13 protein-coding genes and 1 pseudogene are annotated in these 16,658 nt (G+C 39.8%); 6 read left to right on the top strand and 8 right to left on the bottom strand.

Features of this window, described 5'->3' with window-relative positions; translation table 11 throughout:
- A partial coding sequence (locus Q0212_RS15580; RefSeq protein ID WP_367176062.1) for an FKBP-type peptidyl-prolyl cis-trans isomerase occupies nucleotides 1-339 on the bottom strand: 339 nt, incomplete at its 3' end.
- Between Q0212_RS15580 and Q0212_RS15575 the strand changes: the two genes are divergently transcribed.
- Nucleotides 332-3,043 (top strand): response regulator, encoded by a 2,712-nt coding sequence (locus tag Q0212_RS15575; RefSeq protein ID WP_297927204.1) that lies wholly within the window; start codon nucleotides 332-334, stop codon nucleotides 3,041-3,043. The genes Q0212_RS15580 and Q0212_RS15575 overlap by 8 nt on opposite strands.
- Nucleotides 3,044-3,074: 31 nt before the next feature.
- On the opposite strand, the gene Q0212_RS15570 is transcribed toward Q0212_RS15575, so the two are convergent.
- On the bottom strand, nucleotides 3,075-3,842 hold the full coding sequence (locus Q0212_RS15570; RefSeq protein WP_297927202.1) for a 3-hydroxyacyl-CoA dehydrogenase: 768 nt from the start codon (nucleotides 3,840-3,842) through the stop codon (nucleotides 3,075-3,077).
- A gap of 293 nt (nucleotides 3,843-4,135) precedes the next feature.
- On the opposite strand from Q0212_RS15570, the gene Q0212_RS15565 reads away from it, so the two are divergent.
- Entirely contained in the window at nucleotides 4,136-5,293 is a 1,158-nt protein-coding gene (locus Q0212_RS15565; RefSeq protein WP_297927200.1) for an iron-containing alcohol dehydrogenase, read from the top strand.
- Between the two features lie 112 nt (nucleotides 5,294-5,405).
- On the opposite strand, the gene Q0212_RS15560 is transcribed toward Q0212_RS15565, so the two are convergent.
- The 3 genes from Q0212_RS15560 to gstA form a co-directional block, all read right to left on the bottom strand.
- Nucleotides 5,406-6,596: a benzoate/H(+) symporter BenE family transporter gene (locus tag Q0212_RS15560; protein WP_297927199.1), complete on the bottom strand. Its 1,191-nt coding sequence runs from the start codon at nucleotides 6,594-6,596 to the stop codon at nucleotides 5,406-5,408.
- Nucleotides 6,597-6,663: 67 nt separating this feature from the next.
- Nucleotides 6,664-6,876 (bottom strand): 4-oxalocrotonate tautomerase family protein, encoded by a 213-nt coding sequence (locus tag Q0212_RS15555; RefSeq protein WP_297927197.1) that lies wholly within the window; start codon nucleotides 6,874-6,876, stop codon nucleotides 6,664-6,666.
- A 97-nt stretch (nucleotides 6,877-6,973) separates the two neighbouring features.
- Entirely contained in the window at nucleotides 6,974-7,582 is a 609-nt protein-coding gene (gene gstA / locus Q0212_RS15550) for a glutathione transferase GstA (protein ID WP_297927195.1), read from the bottom strand.
- A gap of 217 nt (nucleotides 7,583-7,799) precedes the next feature.
- Between gstA and Q0212_RS15545 the strand changes: the two genes are divergently transcribed.
- Both Q0212_RS15545 and Q0212_RS15540 read left to right on the top strand, forming a co-directional pair.
- Nucleotides 7,800-8,726: a LysR family transcriptional regulator gene (locus Q0212_RS15545; RefSeq protein WP_297927193.1), complete on the top strand. Its 927-nt coding sequence runs from the start codon at nucleotides 7,800-7,802 to the stop codon at nucleotides 8,724-8,726.
- A 378-nt stretch (nucleotides 8,727-9,104) separates the two neighbouring features.
- Nucleotides 9,105-10,178, top strand: a complete 1,074-nt coding sequence (locus Q0212_RS15540) for an oxygenase MpaB family protein (RefSeq protein ID WP_297927192.1) — start codon at nucleotides 9,105-9,107, stop codon at nucleotides 10,176-10,178.
- A gap of 300 nt (nucleotides 10,179-10,478) precedes the next feature.
- On the opposite strand, the gene serB is transcribed toward Q0212_RS15540, so the two are convergent.
- Entirely contained in the window at nucleotides 10,479-11,705 is a 1,227-nt protein-coding gene (serB, locus tag Q0212_RS15535; protein WP_297927206.1) for a phosphoserine phosphatase SerB, read from the bottom strand.
- A 160-nt stretch (nucleotides 11,706-11,865) separates the two neighbouring features.
- On the opposite strand from serB, the gene Q0212_RS15530 reads away from it, so the two are divergent.
- Together Q0212_RS15530 and Q0212_RS15525 are read left to right on the top strand one after the other, a co-directional pair.
- Entirely contained in the window at nucleotides 11,866-13,017 is a 1,152-nt protein-coding gene (locus Q0212_RS15530) for a hypothetical protein (protein ID WP_297927190.1), read from the top strand.
- A gap of 9 nt (nucleotides 13,018-13,026) precedes the next feature.
- Nucleotides 13,027-13,386 carry a nuclear transport factor 2 family protein gene (locus Q0212_RS15525; RefSeq protein WP_297927189.1) on the top strand — a complete coding sequence of 120 codons (360 nt, stop codon included), beginning with the start codon at nucleotides 13,027-13,029 and terminating at the stop codon, nucleotides 13,384-13,386.
- A 36-nt stretch (nucleotides 13,387-13,422) separates the two neighbouring features.
- Here the strand turns inward: Q0212_RS15525 and parC are convergent, their stop codons facing one another.
- Nucleotides 13,423-15,648, bottom strand: a complete 2,226-nt coding sequence (parC, locus tag Q0212_RS15520) for a DNA topoisomerase IV subunit A (protein WP_297927187.1) — start codon at nucleotides 15,646-15,648, stop codon at nucleotides 13,423-13,425.
- A 177-nt stretch (nucleotides 15,649-15,825) separates the two neighbouring features.
- A pseudogene (locus Q0212_RS15515) lies at nucleotides 15,826-16,658 on the bottom strand (hypothetical protein); the annotation flags it as partial.

The following is a 16,658-nucleotide window of genomic DNA, read 5'->3' as shown; positions in this document are numbered from 1 at the left end:
AATAGTGCCCGAATCGAATTTGGTACCATTTAATAATAAACCTGTGTAAGTCATTGATACTGTTTCACATAGGTTTGGTTTAGTGGCTGTACCTGGTGTGATAATTTGATATAATATGCCACTTGTGTGTGTCGTATAAGTAATATTGTTTGCTGTACAATAATTTACCATTGCTGTATTCTGTCCCGCATTGGTGTCGTTACTGTATACCGCCTTTAAAGTGCAAGGCTCCGATTTACTACATGCAGTTTGACTGAAAACACCTAAAAGCAGACTGAAAAGTGCTATAAATGATGAAATTTTGATTTTTTTGTTTGTTTTTGGGGTAAAAATGGTCATTTTTTGTATTTTTGTTGTCCTTTTTCGTTTTGAAGATATTAATAATTTACAAAACGAAACTGCAGACATTTTATTAAATAAATATAGCTATAACTTAACCCGAGCACCTGAAGCACAATGGCAAGAAGTTTTAGAACAAGCTCTCAGCGAAAAAAACCTACATAGTATAGATATTTATGGCTCTTCTGGCATAAAGTTGGTTCATGCAGGATTACCCTCAACACTCAATCAACTGCCTAATGAATTAGTCAAACATTTAAAAGCTCAAAAAAACCCTGTTGTATATCCCTATCGCGATATATTTTTAATCCCAATTAATGCGCCATATCTAGACCAAACTAATCCTAAATGGTTAGCCATTGAATTACAAAGCAATAACTTTACTTTAGCTCGTTATGAATCGGTGATGACTATTTCAATTACCTTATTTGGTTTTGTGGTCATTTTATTGTTATGGGTGAGTGGCAATATTCGTTATTGGCTTAATCCTATCCAAAAATTGATTGAACAAATTCGACAAATCAATCCTCAACAACTCGATAAACATCTCGATACAGGCGCAACAGGCGATTTATATTTGCTACAAGAAAGTATTAACCATTTGCTAGTTGCTGTTGGTCAGGAATACGATGAACTTAAAAATTTAATGGAACAGGCCAAACATGATTTAGATGAAAATTTAATCACAATGGAATCACGCAATATTGAACTACACATCGCACATAATCACGCCCTAGAAGGAAATAGAGCTAAATCCGCATTTTTAGCCAACATTAGTCATGAATTACGCACCCCTCTAAATAGTATCAATGGTTTTACTAAATTACTGTTAAAAATGCCCTTAGACTACAAACAACGTGACTGGGTTGAGAGCATTCAAAAATCATCAGAACATTTGTTAGCCATTATTGGTGATGTTTTAGACTTTTCCAAAATCGAAGCTGGCCAATTATCTTTAGATAAACAACCCATTATTTTGGAAAATATTATTTTTGAAGTCATGGATAGTTTAGCACCACAAGCCGCTAGCAATGGCTTGGAACAAATTGTGTTTATTTATGAGGGTGTTCCCAATAAAGTTATTAGCGACAGTTTACGCCTCAAACAAGTTCTCACTAACTTAGTTAACAATGCCATTAAATTTGTTAAGAAAAATGAAAAAGGTGAAGTGATTGTTAGGGTTATGCTTGAAGAAACTCGCGGTAATTATCATGTCATTCGGATTGAAGTAAGTGATAAAGGCATCGGTTTAAGTGAAGATGCTAAACGCTCTTTATTTCAAGCCTTTCAACAAGGCAATCCTTCCATCACCCGTGAATTTGGTGGTACAGGTTTAGGCTTAGCTATCTCGCGGAATATTATCAAATTAATGGATGGTGATATTGGCTTTAACCCAGAGCAAACCCAAGGTGCAACATTTTGGTTTAATTTTAGAGCAGGTTTTTGTGCAGACACAGATAATACACCTGTCATTCATCTTGATAACAAACAAATTATTGCCCTAGAGTCTCACGAAAAAAATAGTCAATTATTGAGAGCCACTTTATCTAATGCTGGCGCAATGATTACGCTCACTAAAACTTGGCCAGACCTCATTGAACAATTGCAAGACACCCATCAAGTGATTATTTTTGATCATCATGATTTAGATAAAGACAAAGCCTATGAGCAATTAAAACAGTTACGTAAACATTTTTCGGGTTTATTAGTTATGTTTAGTCATTTATCTGACGTAACAAAGCTACCTGATAATGCTTATGCCGAATTACATATTTATACTTTATCCAAACCCATCAGACCAAGACATCTATTAAGTCTTTTAGCACAAGGATTACTCACTGCTAGATTGACACAAATACCTGTGAATACAACCAACAATACAACTAACTCTGTCAAAATAGATTTACATATTCTGACGGTTGATGATCATCCTCTTAATTTAAAATTAGTTTCAACGTTATTAGAAGATTTAGGTATTACGGTAAGCTGTGCAGCAAGTGGCATGGAAGCTATTGAATTATGCTCTCAAAGCAAATTTGATCTCATTTTTATGGATATTCAAATGCCGCAAATTTCTGGTTTAGAGGCTACTCAACGTATTCGTCGTTCGGAAGACAGTTTAAATCGAAATACACCCATTATTGCTTTAACGGCTCATGCCCTAGCCGATGAAAAAGACAATATGTTAAAAGCTGGGATGAATGATTATTTGACCAAACCCATTGATGAGGCACAATTAAGTTATGTGATAGAACAATGGACAAATACGCATTTGCAACCCAAACCACAGGCCACAATATCTTCTGTTTTAGAAAAATCGACAGTTAATCTAATTTCTATAGATTGGTCTGAAAGCTTAAGACTCAGTGCCAACAAAAGCGACTTAGCCTATGAAATGATTACCATGCTCATTTCTGGTTTAGACACCGCACACGAAAAACTCAATAAATCGCATCAAGAACAAAACTACCCTGCACTGTTGTCACATGTACATCATTTATATGGTGCAACACGCTATTGTGGTGTCCCTAAATTACGCTTTTTATTAGAACAGTTAGAACGCTTGCTCAAAGATGCACTAAAAAGACACTTAGAGCATGATTTGGCTATTCAACAACAACGCGATATTTTGCTAAACGATATTTATAACGAAATAAAGCAGTTGTGCACAACAGACATCAATCAATTGATTAATGGCGGCTAACTAGCCGCCAAGCCATATACTTAATTAGCAATTAGCGTGGAGCCATACGAATTGCGCCATCCAAACGAATGGTTTCGCCATTCATAAATTTGTTTTCAACAATATGCGAAGCTAAAAAGGCATATTCTTCGGGATAGCCTAAACGCTTGGGAAATTGAGTCATCTCAATCAATGGCAATTTAACACTGTCTGGAGAAGCATTCATTAATGGTGTATTAAAAATACCAGGTGCAATGGTATTAACACGAATTCCCAACATCGCTAAATCACGCGCTAATGGCAAGGTCATACCTACCACACCACCCTTAGAGGCAGAATAAGCCACTTGACCAATTTGGCCATCAAATGCAGCAACCGAGGCAGTATTAATAATCACACCACGTTCACCATCAACATCTGGCGTATTTTTGGCCATTTCTGCGGCGGTTAGACGGGTCACATTAAAAGTCCCCACCAAATTAACTGCAATCACTTTGCTAAAAAGTTCCAATGGCATGGCACCGTTTTTACCAACGGTACGGCTTGCCGAACCAATACCCGCACAATTCACGGTCACATGAATTGCACCAAATTTTGCTAAAGTTTGGGCAATGGCTTGTTGTACAGAGGCTTCTTCAGCCACATTCACTTGGCAAAATAAGGCTTTTTCGCCAAGCTCTGCGGCAACTAAAGCACCTTGCTCGGCATTTAAATCAAAAATGGCCACTGATGCGCCTTTGGCCAAATAGGCTTTTACCGTTGCTAAGCCCAAACCTGATGCACCGCCTGTGACAACGGCTACTTTATTGTCTAAATTCATCGTTTATAATCCTATGCATAAAGTGTTATTTCTGTCGCATTGCTCCCCCTCCACTTAGTTGATAAACATCAACAGCACCTAAGACTTATGCAGTTATCGCTTTTTGTTCACATTTCAACCATTTTTAGCGGTTTTATGTTTACAAGACACTTTTATTTCGATCAAATGCGTAAGTCTTATCATCTGCAATGCGGCAGCATCGTTCTTATAACATAATTTTTTTTAGGCACAATGGCCAAACCAAGCAATTGTCCGGTTTACACAAAACCTGCTAAAAAATGACGAGGGATAACATGTTTAATTTTGACTTTTACAACCCAACCCGTATTTTATTTGGTCAACAGCGTATTGCTGATATTGATAAACATATTCCCGCCCAAGCAAAAGTTTTAGTGCTGTATGGCGGCGGTAGTGTCAAAGTCACAGGCACACTCAAAGAAGTTCTTACCGCATTAGGCTCAAGACATGTTGTTGAGTTTTCAGGCATTGAGCCTAATCCAACCTTTGAAACGCTGATGAGAGCCGTTGAAATAGTTAAAAATCAACAAATTGATTTTTTATTGGCGGTTGGCGGTGGATCGGTGATTGATGGCACTAAATTTGTGGCTGCGGCGAGTTGTTATCAAGGCGATGTGTTAGATATTTTAAAAAACCGTGGCACAGTTATTCAAGCTGCATTACCGATTGGCACTGTTTTAACGCTATCGGCAACAGGTTCAGAAATGAATAATGGTGGCGTGATTACCCAACAAAGCAATCACACCAAATCCGCTTTTTTTAGCACACACACTTTTCCACAATTTTCGGTTTTAGACCCCACCAAAACCTATACGTTACCCACTCGTCAAATTGCGAATGGTGTGGTTGATGCGTTTGTGCATATTACCGAGCAATATCTTACCTATCCTGTTAATGGTTATGTGCAAGATCGTTTTGCCGAAGGTTTATTACAAACCTTGATTGAATTAGGTGAAAAAGCCCTCCATCACCCTGAAGACTACGATACACGTGCCAATTTAATGTGGGTTGCCACTTTAGCGTTAAATGGTTTGATTGGTGCAGGTGTGCCACAAGATTGGGCAACCCATATGATTGGCCATGAGCTCACAGCATTACACGGCATTGACCATGCACGCACCTTGGCGATTGTCTTACCTGCGATGTTGAAAATTCGTCAAGAAAGCAAACGTGCTAAATTGCTGCAATATGCTAGTCGTGTTTGGCAAATTAACGAAGGCGACGAACAACAACGTATTGATTTAGCGATTGCTAAAACCGAGAGCTTCTTTAAAGGTTTGGGAGTCGATACACGTTTAAGTGCTTATGACCTCAATGCTAGCCATATTGATGCCATTATTGAACAACTGATTGCCCACAAGATGATTAAATTAGGAGAACATCGTGATGTGACACCCGATGTTTGCCGTCAAGTATTACAACTCTGTTTATAGGGTCTGTTGACGTTTTGTGTGTGAGCTGCGTTGCTGATAAAAATTGACTCAGGCAAGGCACAAAACGCAGCAAATAGTTATTCTGTTGGCAAGTTTTGTCACGCAGAATGAGTCAATTTTTATTAGCCATCCCCCTCACACCAACAATAGCCATCAGCCCTAATGTGAATGCCCCTGCAATCAATCCCCAAAAAGCTGCCCCTATGCCCAATAAATTAATACCTGATACAGTGACCACAAAACAAATTAATGCCGCTTCGCGCTCTTGTTCAACAGCTAATGCTTGAACCAAACCATTACCAATCGTGCCTAATAAAGCAATCCCTGCAACCCCAATCACTAACTCTTTAGGTAAAGCTGTCAACAAGTGTGCTAAGGTTGCGGCAAAAATACCTAATAACAGATAAAATATACCCGACATGATACCTGCTACATAACGCCGTTGTTTATCCTCATGCGCCTCACTACTCAAACAAATTGCTGCGGTAATTGCCGCTAAACTAATCGCAAATGCGCCCATTGGTGCAAAAATCACCGTTGCTAATCCTGTCCACCCCACTAATGGCGAAACAGGCGCATGATAAGAAAAACTGCGAATTGCCGCGATGCCAGCCATATTTTGTGAAGTCATGGTCACTAAAAACAAAGGCACAGCAACTCCTAACACGGTATGCCAAGAGAAGCTCGGTTTCACCCACTCTGGTTGCACTGCCTGATAGCTAATTTCTTGGAGATGAATTAAACCTTGACTATAAGCTGTGCCAATACCGACTATTAAAGCCATCAATACTGCATAACGCGGCTTTAATCGCTTACAAAGTAAATATGCGATAAACATTGCCAAAATCATTGCCAAATGGCTTTGTAGTGCGTTTACAGCTTGTAGGCTAAATCTCAATAAAATACCAGCCAACATTGCTGATGCCAAAGACATCGGCACAAATTTCATTAATCGCTCAAAGATGCCCGAAAAACCTGCAACGGTTATCAATAAACCCGAAACAATAAATGCGCCTGTCGCTTCGGCTAAGCTAATATGGTCAGCTATGGTAATTAACATCGCGGCGGCGGCTGTTGACCATGCAGTAGGAATTGGCGTTTTGTAATACCAAGATAAGCCAATACTGGTTAAACCCATGCCCATGCACAATGCCCACAACCAAGAGCTACTTTGTGCTGGTGTTGCTCCCAAGGCTTGAGCAGCTTGAAACACCAAAACGCCTGAGCTACTAAAACCGACTAATACTGTAACAAAGCCTGCAATCACTGCCGAAAAAGAAAAATCTTTAAATAATGTTTTCATAAAAATTATTAACAATAAAAAATCCTCTTAGCTACTTTGATTACTAAGAGGATTGATTTCAAAAAAACTAACTATTCTGTCGTTCAGCAATACGCCGTTGAGTGACGCTTTGCCCTGCTACCCCCCAATTGTCAGTATCAACTTCATCAATAACAACAAAAGTGGTTGCAGGATTTTTATTTAATACTTTTACCAATAAGTCAGTGACACCAGCAATCAGCTCAGCTTTTTGCTCTGCTGTTGCCCCTTCTTTGGTAATTTTAATATTGACATAAGGCATAATTTTTTACTTCCTTAAGCTGTCGTTTGTGTACTCACATACCTCCCTGCCTTCGGCATCCCCCCTTATTAAGGGGGGACTGAGGGGGGTATTTTATTTACTTAATCAAACCTTCTGTTTTTAAAGCCATTTGTACGGCAGGACGGGTAGCGACACGCTGCATAAAGGCTTGTAACGCACTTAAATGTGATAAATCTAAACCAACAAATTTAGACCAGTTGGTGACTACAAACAAATAAGCATCTGCCGCCGTAAAATTGTCACCTGTTAAATACGCTGTATGTTCTAATTTACTTGATAACCAAGTAAATTTGTTTTTTAACTGTTCAGCAAACAATGCTTTGGTTTCTGCACCTGCATTTGGGTTAAACAAAGGCGAAAATGATTTGTGTAATTCGGAGGTAATATAATTTTGCCACTCCATGACTCGATAACGAGCCAATGTGCCTGATGCTGGCATTAACTGAGTATTGTTGGCCAAATCAGCTAAATATTGACAAATAATCGGCCCTTCAGTGAGTAATTGACCGTTATCTAACTGTAAACATGGCACACTACCTTTGGGATTAATAGTATAAAAATCAACACCATCTGGGGTTAAATGGCTTTTAGTATCCACACGTACTAACTCTAAATTTAGGTCTGCCTCACGGCTAACAATGTGTGGAGCTAAAGAACAAGCGCCTGCTGCATAATAAAGTTTCATTATTTTTTCCTCTTATCAGTGGATTGTTTGGGTGATGATAATAGGACTTAACGCATTTCATCGAAATTAGCGCGTTTTGTGAACATAAAACCGTTAAAAATGGTTTAAATGTTCACAAATAAGCGATAACCGCGTAAGTCCTAAATAAGATAACTATTTCTTTTAGTGGGATAAAGTGATTAAATTAACATAATTTATTTAACAAAGTTGAACAATAATGGATAGAGTCGAAGCGATGCGCGTATTTTGTACGGTAGTTGAAGCAGGTAGTTTTGCCAGTGCTGCCGATAAACTGACTCAATCCACCTCTGCCGTATCTCGATGGGTGGCACAATTAGAATCTCATCTACAAGTGCGTTTATTAAATCGTACTACTCGGCGTATTAGCTTAACCGAAAGTGGTCAAGCGTATTATGAACGTGCGGTGCAATGGTTACATGAGCTTGAAAACCTAGAGTCTGATGTGAGTACCCAAGCAGCAATGGCACAAGGTTTGTTAAAAATCACCACCTCTTTAGGCTTTGCTTTAAGTTATTTAGTGCCTGCTTTAGATGCCTGTCAAAAAGTATATCCCGCCCTTAAATTTCAGGTGTCATTATCGGGAAATATGGTCGATTTAGTTGAAGAAGGTTTTGATTTGGCGTTAAGAGTTGGCTCAACAGGTTCACAAAATGTGGTGGCAAAACAAATAGGCCAAACTCAATTGTTGTATGCTGCCGCACCTGATTATCTCAAAAATTACCCACCTTTAAATCATCCTGATGATTTATTAGCCCATAACTGTTTGATTTATCAACATCATCTCAGCCACAATCGTTTGTGGACTTTTTTGGATAAAAATCAGCAACAATATGATGTCACTGTTCAAGGAGCAATCTCTAGTGATAATAGCAACTTTTTGGCCGAAGCTGCGGCACAAGGTTTAGGCATTTGTTGCGCACCTTGTTTTGTTTTAGCACCTTATTTAAGCAATGGTCAGTTAGTGCGAATTTTGCCTGATTATCACACCCCTGCTAGTCATATTTATGCGGTTTATCCACATCGTAAACATTTGTCGGCTAAGGTTCGCTTATTTATTCGTTTTTTTGAAGAATGGTTAGCACAACAAGGTTTAACTGATCCAACGTGTGGTTTAGGCAAGTAAAGAGCGGTTTAATCATCGCTCTTTGCTTATTTGACCTACGCATTTATCGCGTATTTATTTACAAAACGTGCTTAGAATGCTTTACGCTCATTTTTAAAATACACGAATGACTCATTACGCATGGTCATGGCAAATCTCCTGCTATACATTCTCTTGACTGCTAGATATTTATCTTAGCCAAATAATGGCCTATAGCCAATATATATTTTATCAAGCTTTTTAACTCCAAAAATCCAACCAAGCACTTGCTTGTTGAATATTTATTCAGTATATTGGCACGAAAGTACCATATTTAAGCTGATTATTTGTTCGATTGCGTGTGTTTGATAAACATAAAACCTTAATAAAAGTATGGTTTTTAATAAAGAGGATATTATTGTGCCTATTCCTACTCGTGCCCAAATTTTAGACTTTGAAAAAATCGGTGATCCTTTAGCAGATGCAGTGGTTGATTATTTATACAAAAATAAGCTACGTGCACCAAATATTTGGCAACTGGTGCAACAACAAGCCCAAGCAGGCAGCAAAGAATGCCAAGCGTTGTGTGATGAAGTGTTTAGCGTACCTGAGTGGGTAGATTGGCAACAGATTGAACGTGGCGCACAGGTATTTTTGCGCTCCGCACCATTGGCTTTAGTCGCTTTTGCACTAGGTGCATTGCCCTTAACTTATGCTGTTCCTAACATTGCCCGTGTTTTGGCCTCAACCAAACGTTTGGAGCAAGATGCGATTAGACGTTTATACGAAACAGGCTCAATGGTGGCTGATGTGTTGGCCAAAGGTGGCCTAAAAGCCGATGGCGTGGGTTTAAACTCGGTGTTAAGAGTTCGTTTATTACATACTTTTGTGCGCCGTCATGTGGGCATTGATGATGCCAAAAAAGGCTTAAATTTACCTTTGGCCATTAATCAAGCCGAAATGGCGTGGGTCGCTTGTGGTTTTAGTTATGTGGTGTTGGTTGGTTTAGAGCGTTTGGGCGTGTATTTAACCGATGATGATAAACGGGCTTATCATCACTTATGGCGTTATGCCAATTATTTGATGGGGGTCAATCCTGCCTTATTAGCCAATAGCCCTGCTCAAGATGCTTTGTTGTATGCCCAATTAAAAACGGTGTTATGTGCGCCTGATGATTGTGGCCGTTTGCTCACAAATACCTTAGCCAACTCGTTTGCGGGTCAACCTCCGTTCTTTTTACCAAGACGTGAGTTGGGGGTGTTGGGGAGTATTGTGATTCCTGATAAAGATTTAACCCAAGGTTTAGGCTTTAATTTGTATCCAGAACGGCATTTATTGCCTTTAGTAAAAGCTGTGGTTTATACCGCCAGTCGCACCAGTACCCTTGCTACCGCGCAAGTTGCTGATTGGGGACGTGATTATATTCGTTATGTGTTAGACGATGGTCTTAAAGGTCGTATGGCCGATTTTCAAATGCAAATGGGCGCACATTAATATTAAAGGCTTGCAAAAGCTGAGTTTTGGCTCAGCTTGCTTCTTAGACTAATCGCTTAACTTCGTCACGAAGTTTGGTAGCCGATGTGAAGTGCAATGTAACACGGGTTTGATAGTAGAGCTTAAACAACAAGTAATTGTTTTGGCAGATATGTAAACCTCCGTATTCCGCGATGCTACATATGAGCTACGGAACTGGACGCTAAAACAGCAGAGCCTATTGGTTTTGTTAATTTAGATTTATAACTTATCAAATAAGGGCTTATGTCATACCAATATAAGCCCTTATTTATTGTTTTATCAGGACTTTCCCAAATCTAAATCTCTATCCCTTACCCCTAACAAATACAAAATACCATCTAAGCCTAAGGTAGAAATAGCTTGGCGAGCATTTTGGCGTACTAAAGGTTTTGCTCTAAAGGCAATGCCCAAACCAGCAATTGATAACATGGGTAAATCGTTTGCACCATCACCTACTGCAATCACCTGCTCTAAATGCACACCTTCTTTCGCCGCAATATCACGCAACAATTCAGCTTTGCGTTGACCATCAACTACCTGCCCCACCACACGACCTGTGACTTGACCATCAACAATCTCTAAATCATTGGCAAAAACATAATCAATGCCTAATTTATGCTGTAAATATTGGCCAAAATAGGTAAAACCGCCTGACAAAATAGCGGTTTTATAACCTAATGCTTTGAGCGTTTTCACCAAATTCTCTGCCCCTTCGGACAATTTTAATCGTGCAGCAATTTCAGCTAAAACACTGGCATTTAAACCTTTTAATAAGGCAACACGGGCTTCAAAACTTTGTTTAAAGTCCAACTCCCCTTGCATTGCCCGCTCAGTAATAGCGGCAACTTGCTCGCCTACTCCAGCGGCTTTAGCCAGCTCATCAATTACTTCATGTTCAATTAAAGTGGAGTCCATATCAAAACATACAACGCGACGATTACGACGGTAGGCATCATCTCGTTGGAAGGCAATATCCATATTTAAATCATTGGCTAAACGTAAAAATTCAGCACGCATACTATTAATATTGTTTGGCTCACCACGTACTGAAAACTCAACGCACGCTTTGCCTAAACCTGCATTCTCATCTTCTAATGGCACACGACCTGATAAACGATTTAAACCATCAATATTTAAACCATTATCGGCAACAATACGTGTCACCGCAGCCAATTGTTCTGCGGTAATTTTACGAGCCAGTAATGTGACAATATAACGTGCTTTACCTTGGCCACTGACCCATTGATGATAACTTTCCAAGGTAATGGGGGTAAAACGCACCAATAAACCAATATCATGGGCACGAAATAACACATCTTTCATTAATAAAGCCGAATCTTGTGCCGAAGGTGATTCAACCACCACACCCAATGATAATTGGTCATGAATCACCGCTTGGCCAACATCCAAAATATTAACCGCATGCTGAGCTAAAACTTCCATTAAACTGGCACTTAAACGGGGTCTATCGGGTCCCGAAAACGACATTAAAATAATTTCGCGCATAAACTCTACTAAATTTTGTGAAATATCGTGCATGATAGGGCATTGCCCAACAATCAGCTATGCCCTATTTGTCAAAGTAATGATTATAATGGGGGATTGTTACTTAATCTAAATGTTTCTTCGTGTGTCACCTATTTAAGACTGAGGTAAGGAGTCAAAATTGAGCCAAGTTCGTGGTATTGTCCCTTTATTTGTGGCGAGTTACTTTATTCATGCCATGCTCTTGGTTAATAGTGCCGAAACGGAGCTAGCCAACCACCAAAAACCGATTGGTCAGTTATTGAGCGAGCAATTAGCTATTAGTGCTGCTCCTTTAATTGCTAATCAAGATAGTGTCGGTTTGGGTTTATTGGCCAACAACGTTGGTTCTACAGAAGCTATTCTTGGTCTTAAAATATCTAACAGCCAACAACAGGTTTTAGCCGCAGGTGGACAAGGCCAAAGCCAACAAGGCCAAAATTTTATTGCCCCAATTCAATTAAACAACAAAGTCTTAGGCTCAGTCGAAATTACTTTAAGCAGTGCCCAACGGGGCGAAATTATTCAACATAGTGTTGTTAATCTCGTTTTGTCTTTTGTTGTGCATCTATTTTTAGCATTATGGATTGGCTGGCCACAACTCTTTAGCAATATTCGTATTCCTATTTTGCAAGAACCCAAAGCTCCAACGCCAGAACCCGAACCGATTGTACTGGTAGTAGAGCCTGAACCTGTTAAACCCGCTGCCAGTGTCTGGGTGGCCATTGGTTTTGATGATCCTAAAGGTTTAATTACCAAAGTGAACGCCTCGACAATTGATCAATTTTTACAAATTATTGATAAATTAGTCAAACGCACCACACGTCTTTATAGTGGCAAAATGGTCACACAATTAAATAGCGATGGCGTTGTGATTCGTTTTGATGGTGACCATGTGTCTGATTGTGCCCATCGTGCATTGTTAAGTAGTCGTTTATTAATTAAATTAGTCAGCACCGCTTATGGTCAGCGCCGTGAAGCCAAACAATTTGCCCTTAAAGTAAAAGCCAGTCTCTTAAATTTAGCTGAGCTTACAGATAATGATGCCGATAAAAAACTCAAAGCTGTGCTGAATGTCAGCAAAGTCAATCAAGTGTTGGTGATTGATGACGAATTGTTACTCAACGATTTAAAAGCTAAACATCAACTCGTTGCCTTTGAAGCCAGTGAAGAAGCCTCTAAAGTGGAAAAAGAGCTTAAGGCACACATTGTTGAAGCCTTAGCAACCGCTCAAGAAGAAGAGCTTTCAGGATTAGAAAAACGGATTTTAGAACGTAAAAAACCGAATGCCTAGAGGTTATATATGTCTGATTTTATTGCCATCGAAACGCTGATTAATGACTATTTTCAAGCCTTACACCACAAAGACGTGGCTAAAATTGAAGCGATTTTTTGGGATCATGCCAGCATCACAGGCTATTACGAAGGTGAGTTTGTTCATTCCAAGCTTCATGATTATTTGAGTATTTTAAAACGCATGTCTGCACCCAATATGATTGGTGAAGATTTTGATATGGAAGTGGTCAGCATTGAACTTAAAGGCAATATGGCGGCGGTAAAAACCCGCTATCTGTTTCAAGCTTTAGAATATGCCGATTTTTTAAGTTTGTTAAAAATAGATGATAACTGGCAAATTATACAAAAGACTTTTTATCACGATTAATAAAAAAGCTCTCCTTAACGGAGAGCTTTTTTGTTTCTACACTTCTACTGCTAAAGATTCTACTCGTTGAAAACCTCTAGGCAACTTAGCACCACGTTTGCCACGTTCACCTCGATAATGCTCAACATCGGACCATTTTAGCGTTAAATGACGATTTGAGGTGTTAATCACCAATTTGTTGCCTGCTTGACAAATAATCCATGCCTTTAAGCTTTCGTTCTCGTCTAAGGTAATCAGTTTATTGCCCTTACCTTTGCTTAACTTGGGTAAGTCTTTCACCGCAAACACCAACAAACGCCCTTCACTGCTCACAATCGCCAAAAAGTCATTATCAACATCATTGACAAACAGCGGTGGGAAAATATTTGCCCCTTCAGGCACAGTAACAACGGCTTTACCATTTTTATTACCCGCCTCCAAGTCGCCCAAAGTAGTCACAAAACCATAACTAGCATCGGTCGCCAAAATCACCGCTTGAGAGCTTTCCCCCATCACGACTGCTTTAAAACTTGCGCCTGCAGGTGGATTTAATTTGGTGGTTAATGGCTCGCCCTGACCACGCGCAGAGGGTAAGGTGTTGGCTAATAAGGAATAACTACGCCCTGTACTATCCAAGAAATACACAGGTTGATTGCTTTTGCCTTGTGCTGAGGTGAGATATTTATCACTACCTTTAAAACTTAAACTTTCAACGACAATCTCATGGCCTTTGGCGGCTCTAACCCAACCCATTTCCGACAAAATCACCGTCACAGGTTCAGCGGGGGTTAAATCGGTTTCTTTTAAGGCTTGAGCTTCGGCACGTTCCACTAAAGGTGAACGGCGATCATCACCGTATTTATCCATATCTGCTTTGATTTCTTTAATAATCAATTTATCCATCGCAGCAGGATTTGCCAATAAATGCTCTAAATTATCACGCTCTTTTTCTAACTCATTTTGCTCTTTGCGAATTTCCATTTCTTCCAATTTGGCTAAATGACGTAGCTTTAACTCTAAAATCGATTCTGCCTGAATATCAGTTAAACCAAATACTTTCATTAATTCAGCTTTTGGATGATCTTCATAACGAATAATCCGAATCACTTCATCAATATTTAAATAGGCAATTAACAAACCTGCCAAAATATGCAAACGCGCCAATACTTTATCTAAACGATACTGCAAACGACGACGCACTGTACCTTGACGAAAGCGTAACCATTCCGTCAGTAACATGCGCAAGTCTTTGACTTGTGGCCGACCGTCCAAGCCAATCACGTTCATGTTCACGCGATAGCTATATTCTAAGTCAGTGGTGGCAAATAAATGGTTCATTAATAACGCCACATCAACACGATTAGAGCGCGGCACAATCACCAAACGTGTGGGATTTTCATGGTCTGACTCATCGCGTAAATCTGCCACCAAGGGTAATTTTTTTGCCTGCATTTGTTCGGCAATTTGCGCCAAAATTTTTGCACCAGAGACTTGGTGAGGCAAAGCGGTAATGACAATATCACCGTCTTCCACTTCATACACAGCACGCATTTTTAACGAGCCACGACCTGTTTTGTACAGATTTAACAACTCATTTTTTGGCGTAATAATTTCGGCTTTGGTGGGAAAATCAGGTGCAGGAATATAAGCGGCAATCTCTTCAAGGCTTAAATTAGGCTTCTTTAATAAGGCAATACATGCACTGGCCACTTCGCGTAAATTATGTGGTGGAATATCAGTGGCCATACCCACCGCAATGCCTGTTGTGCCGTTTAATAATAAATTGGGTAAACGTGCTGGCAACAAACTTGGCTCTTCCATCGTGCCGTCAAAGTTAGGTACCCAATCTACTGTACCTTGCCCCAACTCAGCCAACAACACATCGGCATAAGCAGACAATTTTGACTCGGTATAACGCATGGCAGCAAAGGACTTAGGGTCATCGGGCGAACCCCAGTTACCTTGACCGTCCACCAAAGGATAACGATAACTAAACGGCTGTGCCATTAACACCATCGCTTCATAACAGGCACTATCACCATGAGGATGATATTTACCTAAAACGTCACCCACCGTACGCGCCGACTTTTTATGTTTAGCGGAGTTTTTTAAGCCCAATTCACTCATCGCATAAACAATACGCCGTTGTACAGGTTTTAAACCATCACCAATATGTGGTAAAGCACGGTCTAAAATCACATACATCGAGTAATTTAGGTAAGCTTGTTCGGTAAATTCTGCCAAAGAACGGCTTTCGGTAAAATCTGTTACCAGTGCGCTCATAGTTATCTCGTGAGTAGTTTACGCCTGACTTTAATGCGTCAGTCGTGAGTTATAAAAATAATTTGCCGATTTTATACAGATTGACGTGAAGAAACAGTGTTTTTTTTGGTTAACAGACAGTTTATGACGTGAAAAGCTTGTTCCTCCCCTAATTTAGGGGAGGGTTAGGGTGGGGTCTTATTGGTCAACCCTCACACAAAAACGCACTTCACCACTCTGCCCTGAGCCTAAACCAACAGGATTATCAGTCAACACCCATTGCAAACTGCCCACTCCACCAACACTCGGAGACGAAGTAACACTGCACAACACACTACTGGGCGTGCTATAACAAGCTGCACTTCTGAACGTGGTAAATGAAGGGGTCATATCATTAATCACAATATCAGAAACGACATTTGCTGAGGGATTACTATAAACAATTTGATACTCAATTAAGGCATTGGGCAAAGCTTGATTATTGGTAGTAAACACATTGCTATCCGCACCTGTTGAAGGACAACTACTTACTTCACGGACTTTTTTCACCAACACTAAACCACCATCCATAATTAAGGTGGTGTCTATTTGACTTAAACTTTGATTAATAGCACTCGGAGCAGCATAAACAAAACTGGCACTTAATGTGGATACATTCTGTGAGCCATTGGTGGCTGTACTGGGCGAAATAACCTTTTGCACCAAACACAGCACTTGATCAGCAACTACATTGATCGCACTAGTTATTTGAGTATCACCACCATCCAATAAAGCATTACAGTTATTATCCAAATATACCAATGACGTCCAAGACAATAACGGTGTTGGCGATTGTGCGGTGCTAAACGTGACACTACCTTCTGTGCCGGCAATAAACTGATGTCCATAACTTGCGGTTGTGCCTGCGGCAATAGTTTGATTACCTGTACCTGTTAATTGGCTTTGAACAACATCACCAAAATTAATTGCGCTATAACTGGTATTTAAAGCTAAGGTAAATTGAGTGCGGTCGCTTGCTAAACTATAACTAC

This window comes from uncultured Agitococcus sp., from assembly GCF_937920075.1.
Lineage (GTDB): Bacteria > Pseudomonadota > Gammaproteobacteria > Pseudomonadales > Moraxellaceae > Agitococcus.
The sequence above is the reverse complement of the archived record's forward strand: the minus strand, read 5'-3'. Positions and strand labels throughout refer to the sequence as shown.

What these genes read in the sequence shown, in the direction of transcription:
- Q0212_RS15525 (WP_297927189.1), top strand. Translation starts at nt 13,027, where the DNA reads ATGTCTGATTTTATTGCCATCGAAACGCTGATTAATGACTATTTTCAA.
- Q0212_RS15545 (WP_297927193.1), top strand. Translation starts at nt 7,800, where the DNA reads ATGGATAGAGTCGAAGCGATGCGCGTATTTTGTACGGTAGTTGAAGCA.
- Q0212_RS15555 (WP_297927197.1), bottom strand. Translation starts at nt 6,876, where the DNA reads ATGCCTTATGTCAATATTAAAATTACCAAAGAAGGGGCAACAGCAGAG.
- serB (WP_297927206.1), bottom strand. Translation starts at nt 11,705, where the DNA reads ATGCGCGAAATTATTTTAATGTCGTTTTCGGGACCCGATAGACCCCGT.
- Q0212_RS15560 (WP_297927199.1), bottom strand. Translation starts at nt 6,596, where the DNA reads ATGAAAACATTATTTAAAGATTTTTCTTTTTCGGCAGTGATTGCAGGC.
- Q0212_RS15570 (WP_297927202.1), bottom strand. Translation starts at nt 3,842, where the DNA reads ATGAATTTAGACAATAAAGTAGCCGTTGTCACAGGCGGTGCATCAGGT.
- parC (WP_297927187.1), bottom strand. Translation starts at nt 15,648, where the DNA reads ATGAGCGCACTGGTAACAGATTTTACCGAAAGCCGTTCTTTGGCAGAA.
- Q0212_RS15565 (WP_297927200.1), top strand. Translation starts at nt 4,136, where the DNA reads ATGTTTAATTTTGACTTTTACAACCCAACCCGTATTTTATTTGGTCAA.
- Q0212_RS15575 (WP_297927204.1), top strand. Translation starts at nt 332, where the DNA reads ATGGTCATTTTTTGTATTTTTGTTGTCCTTTTTCGTTTTGAAGATATT.
- gstA (WP_297927195.1), bottom strand. Translation starts at nt 7,582, where the DNA reads ATGAAACTTTATTATGCAGCAGGCGCTTGTTCTTTAGCTCCACACATT.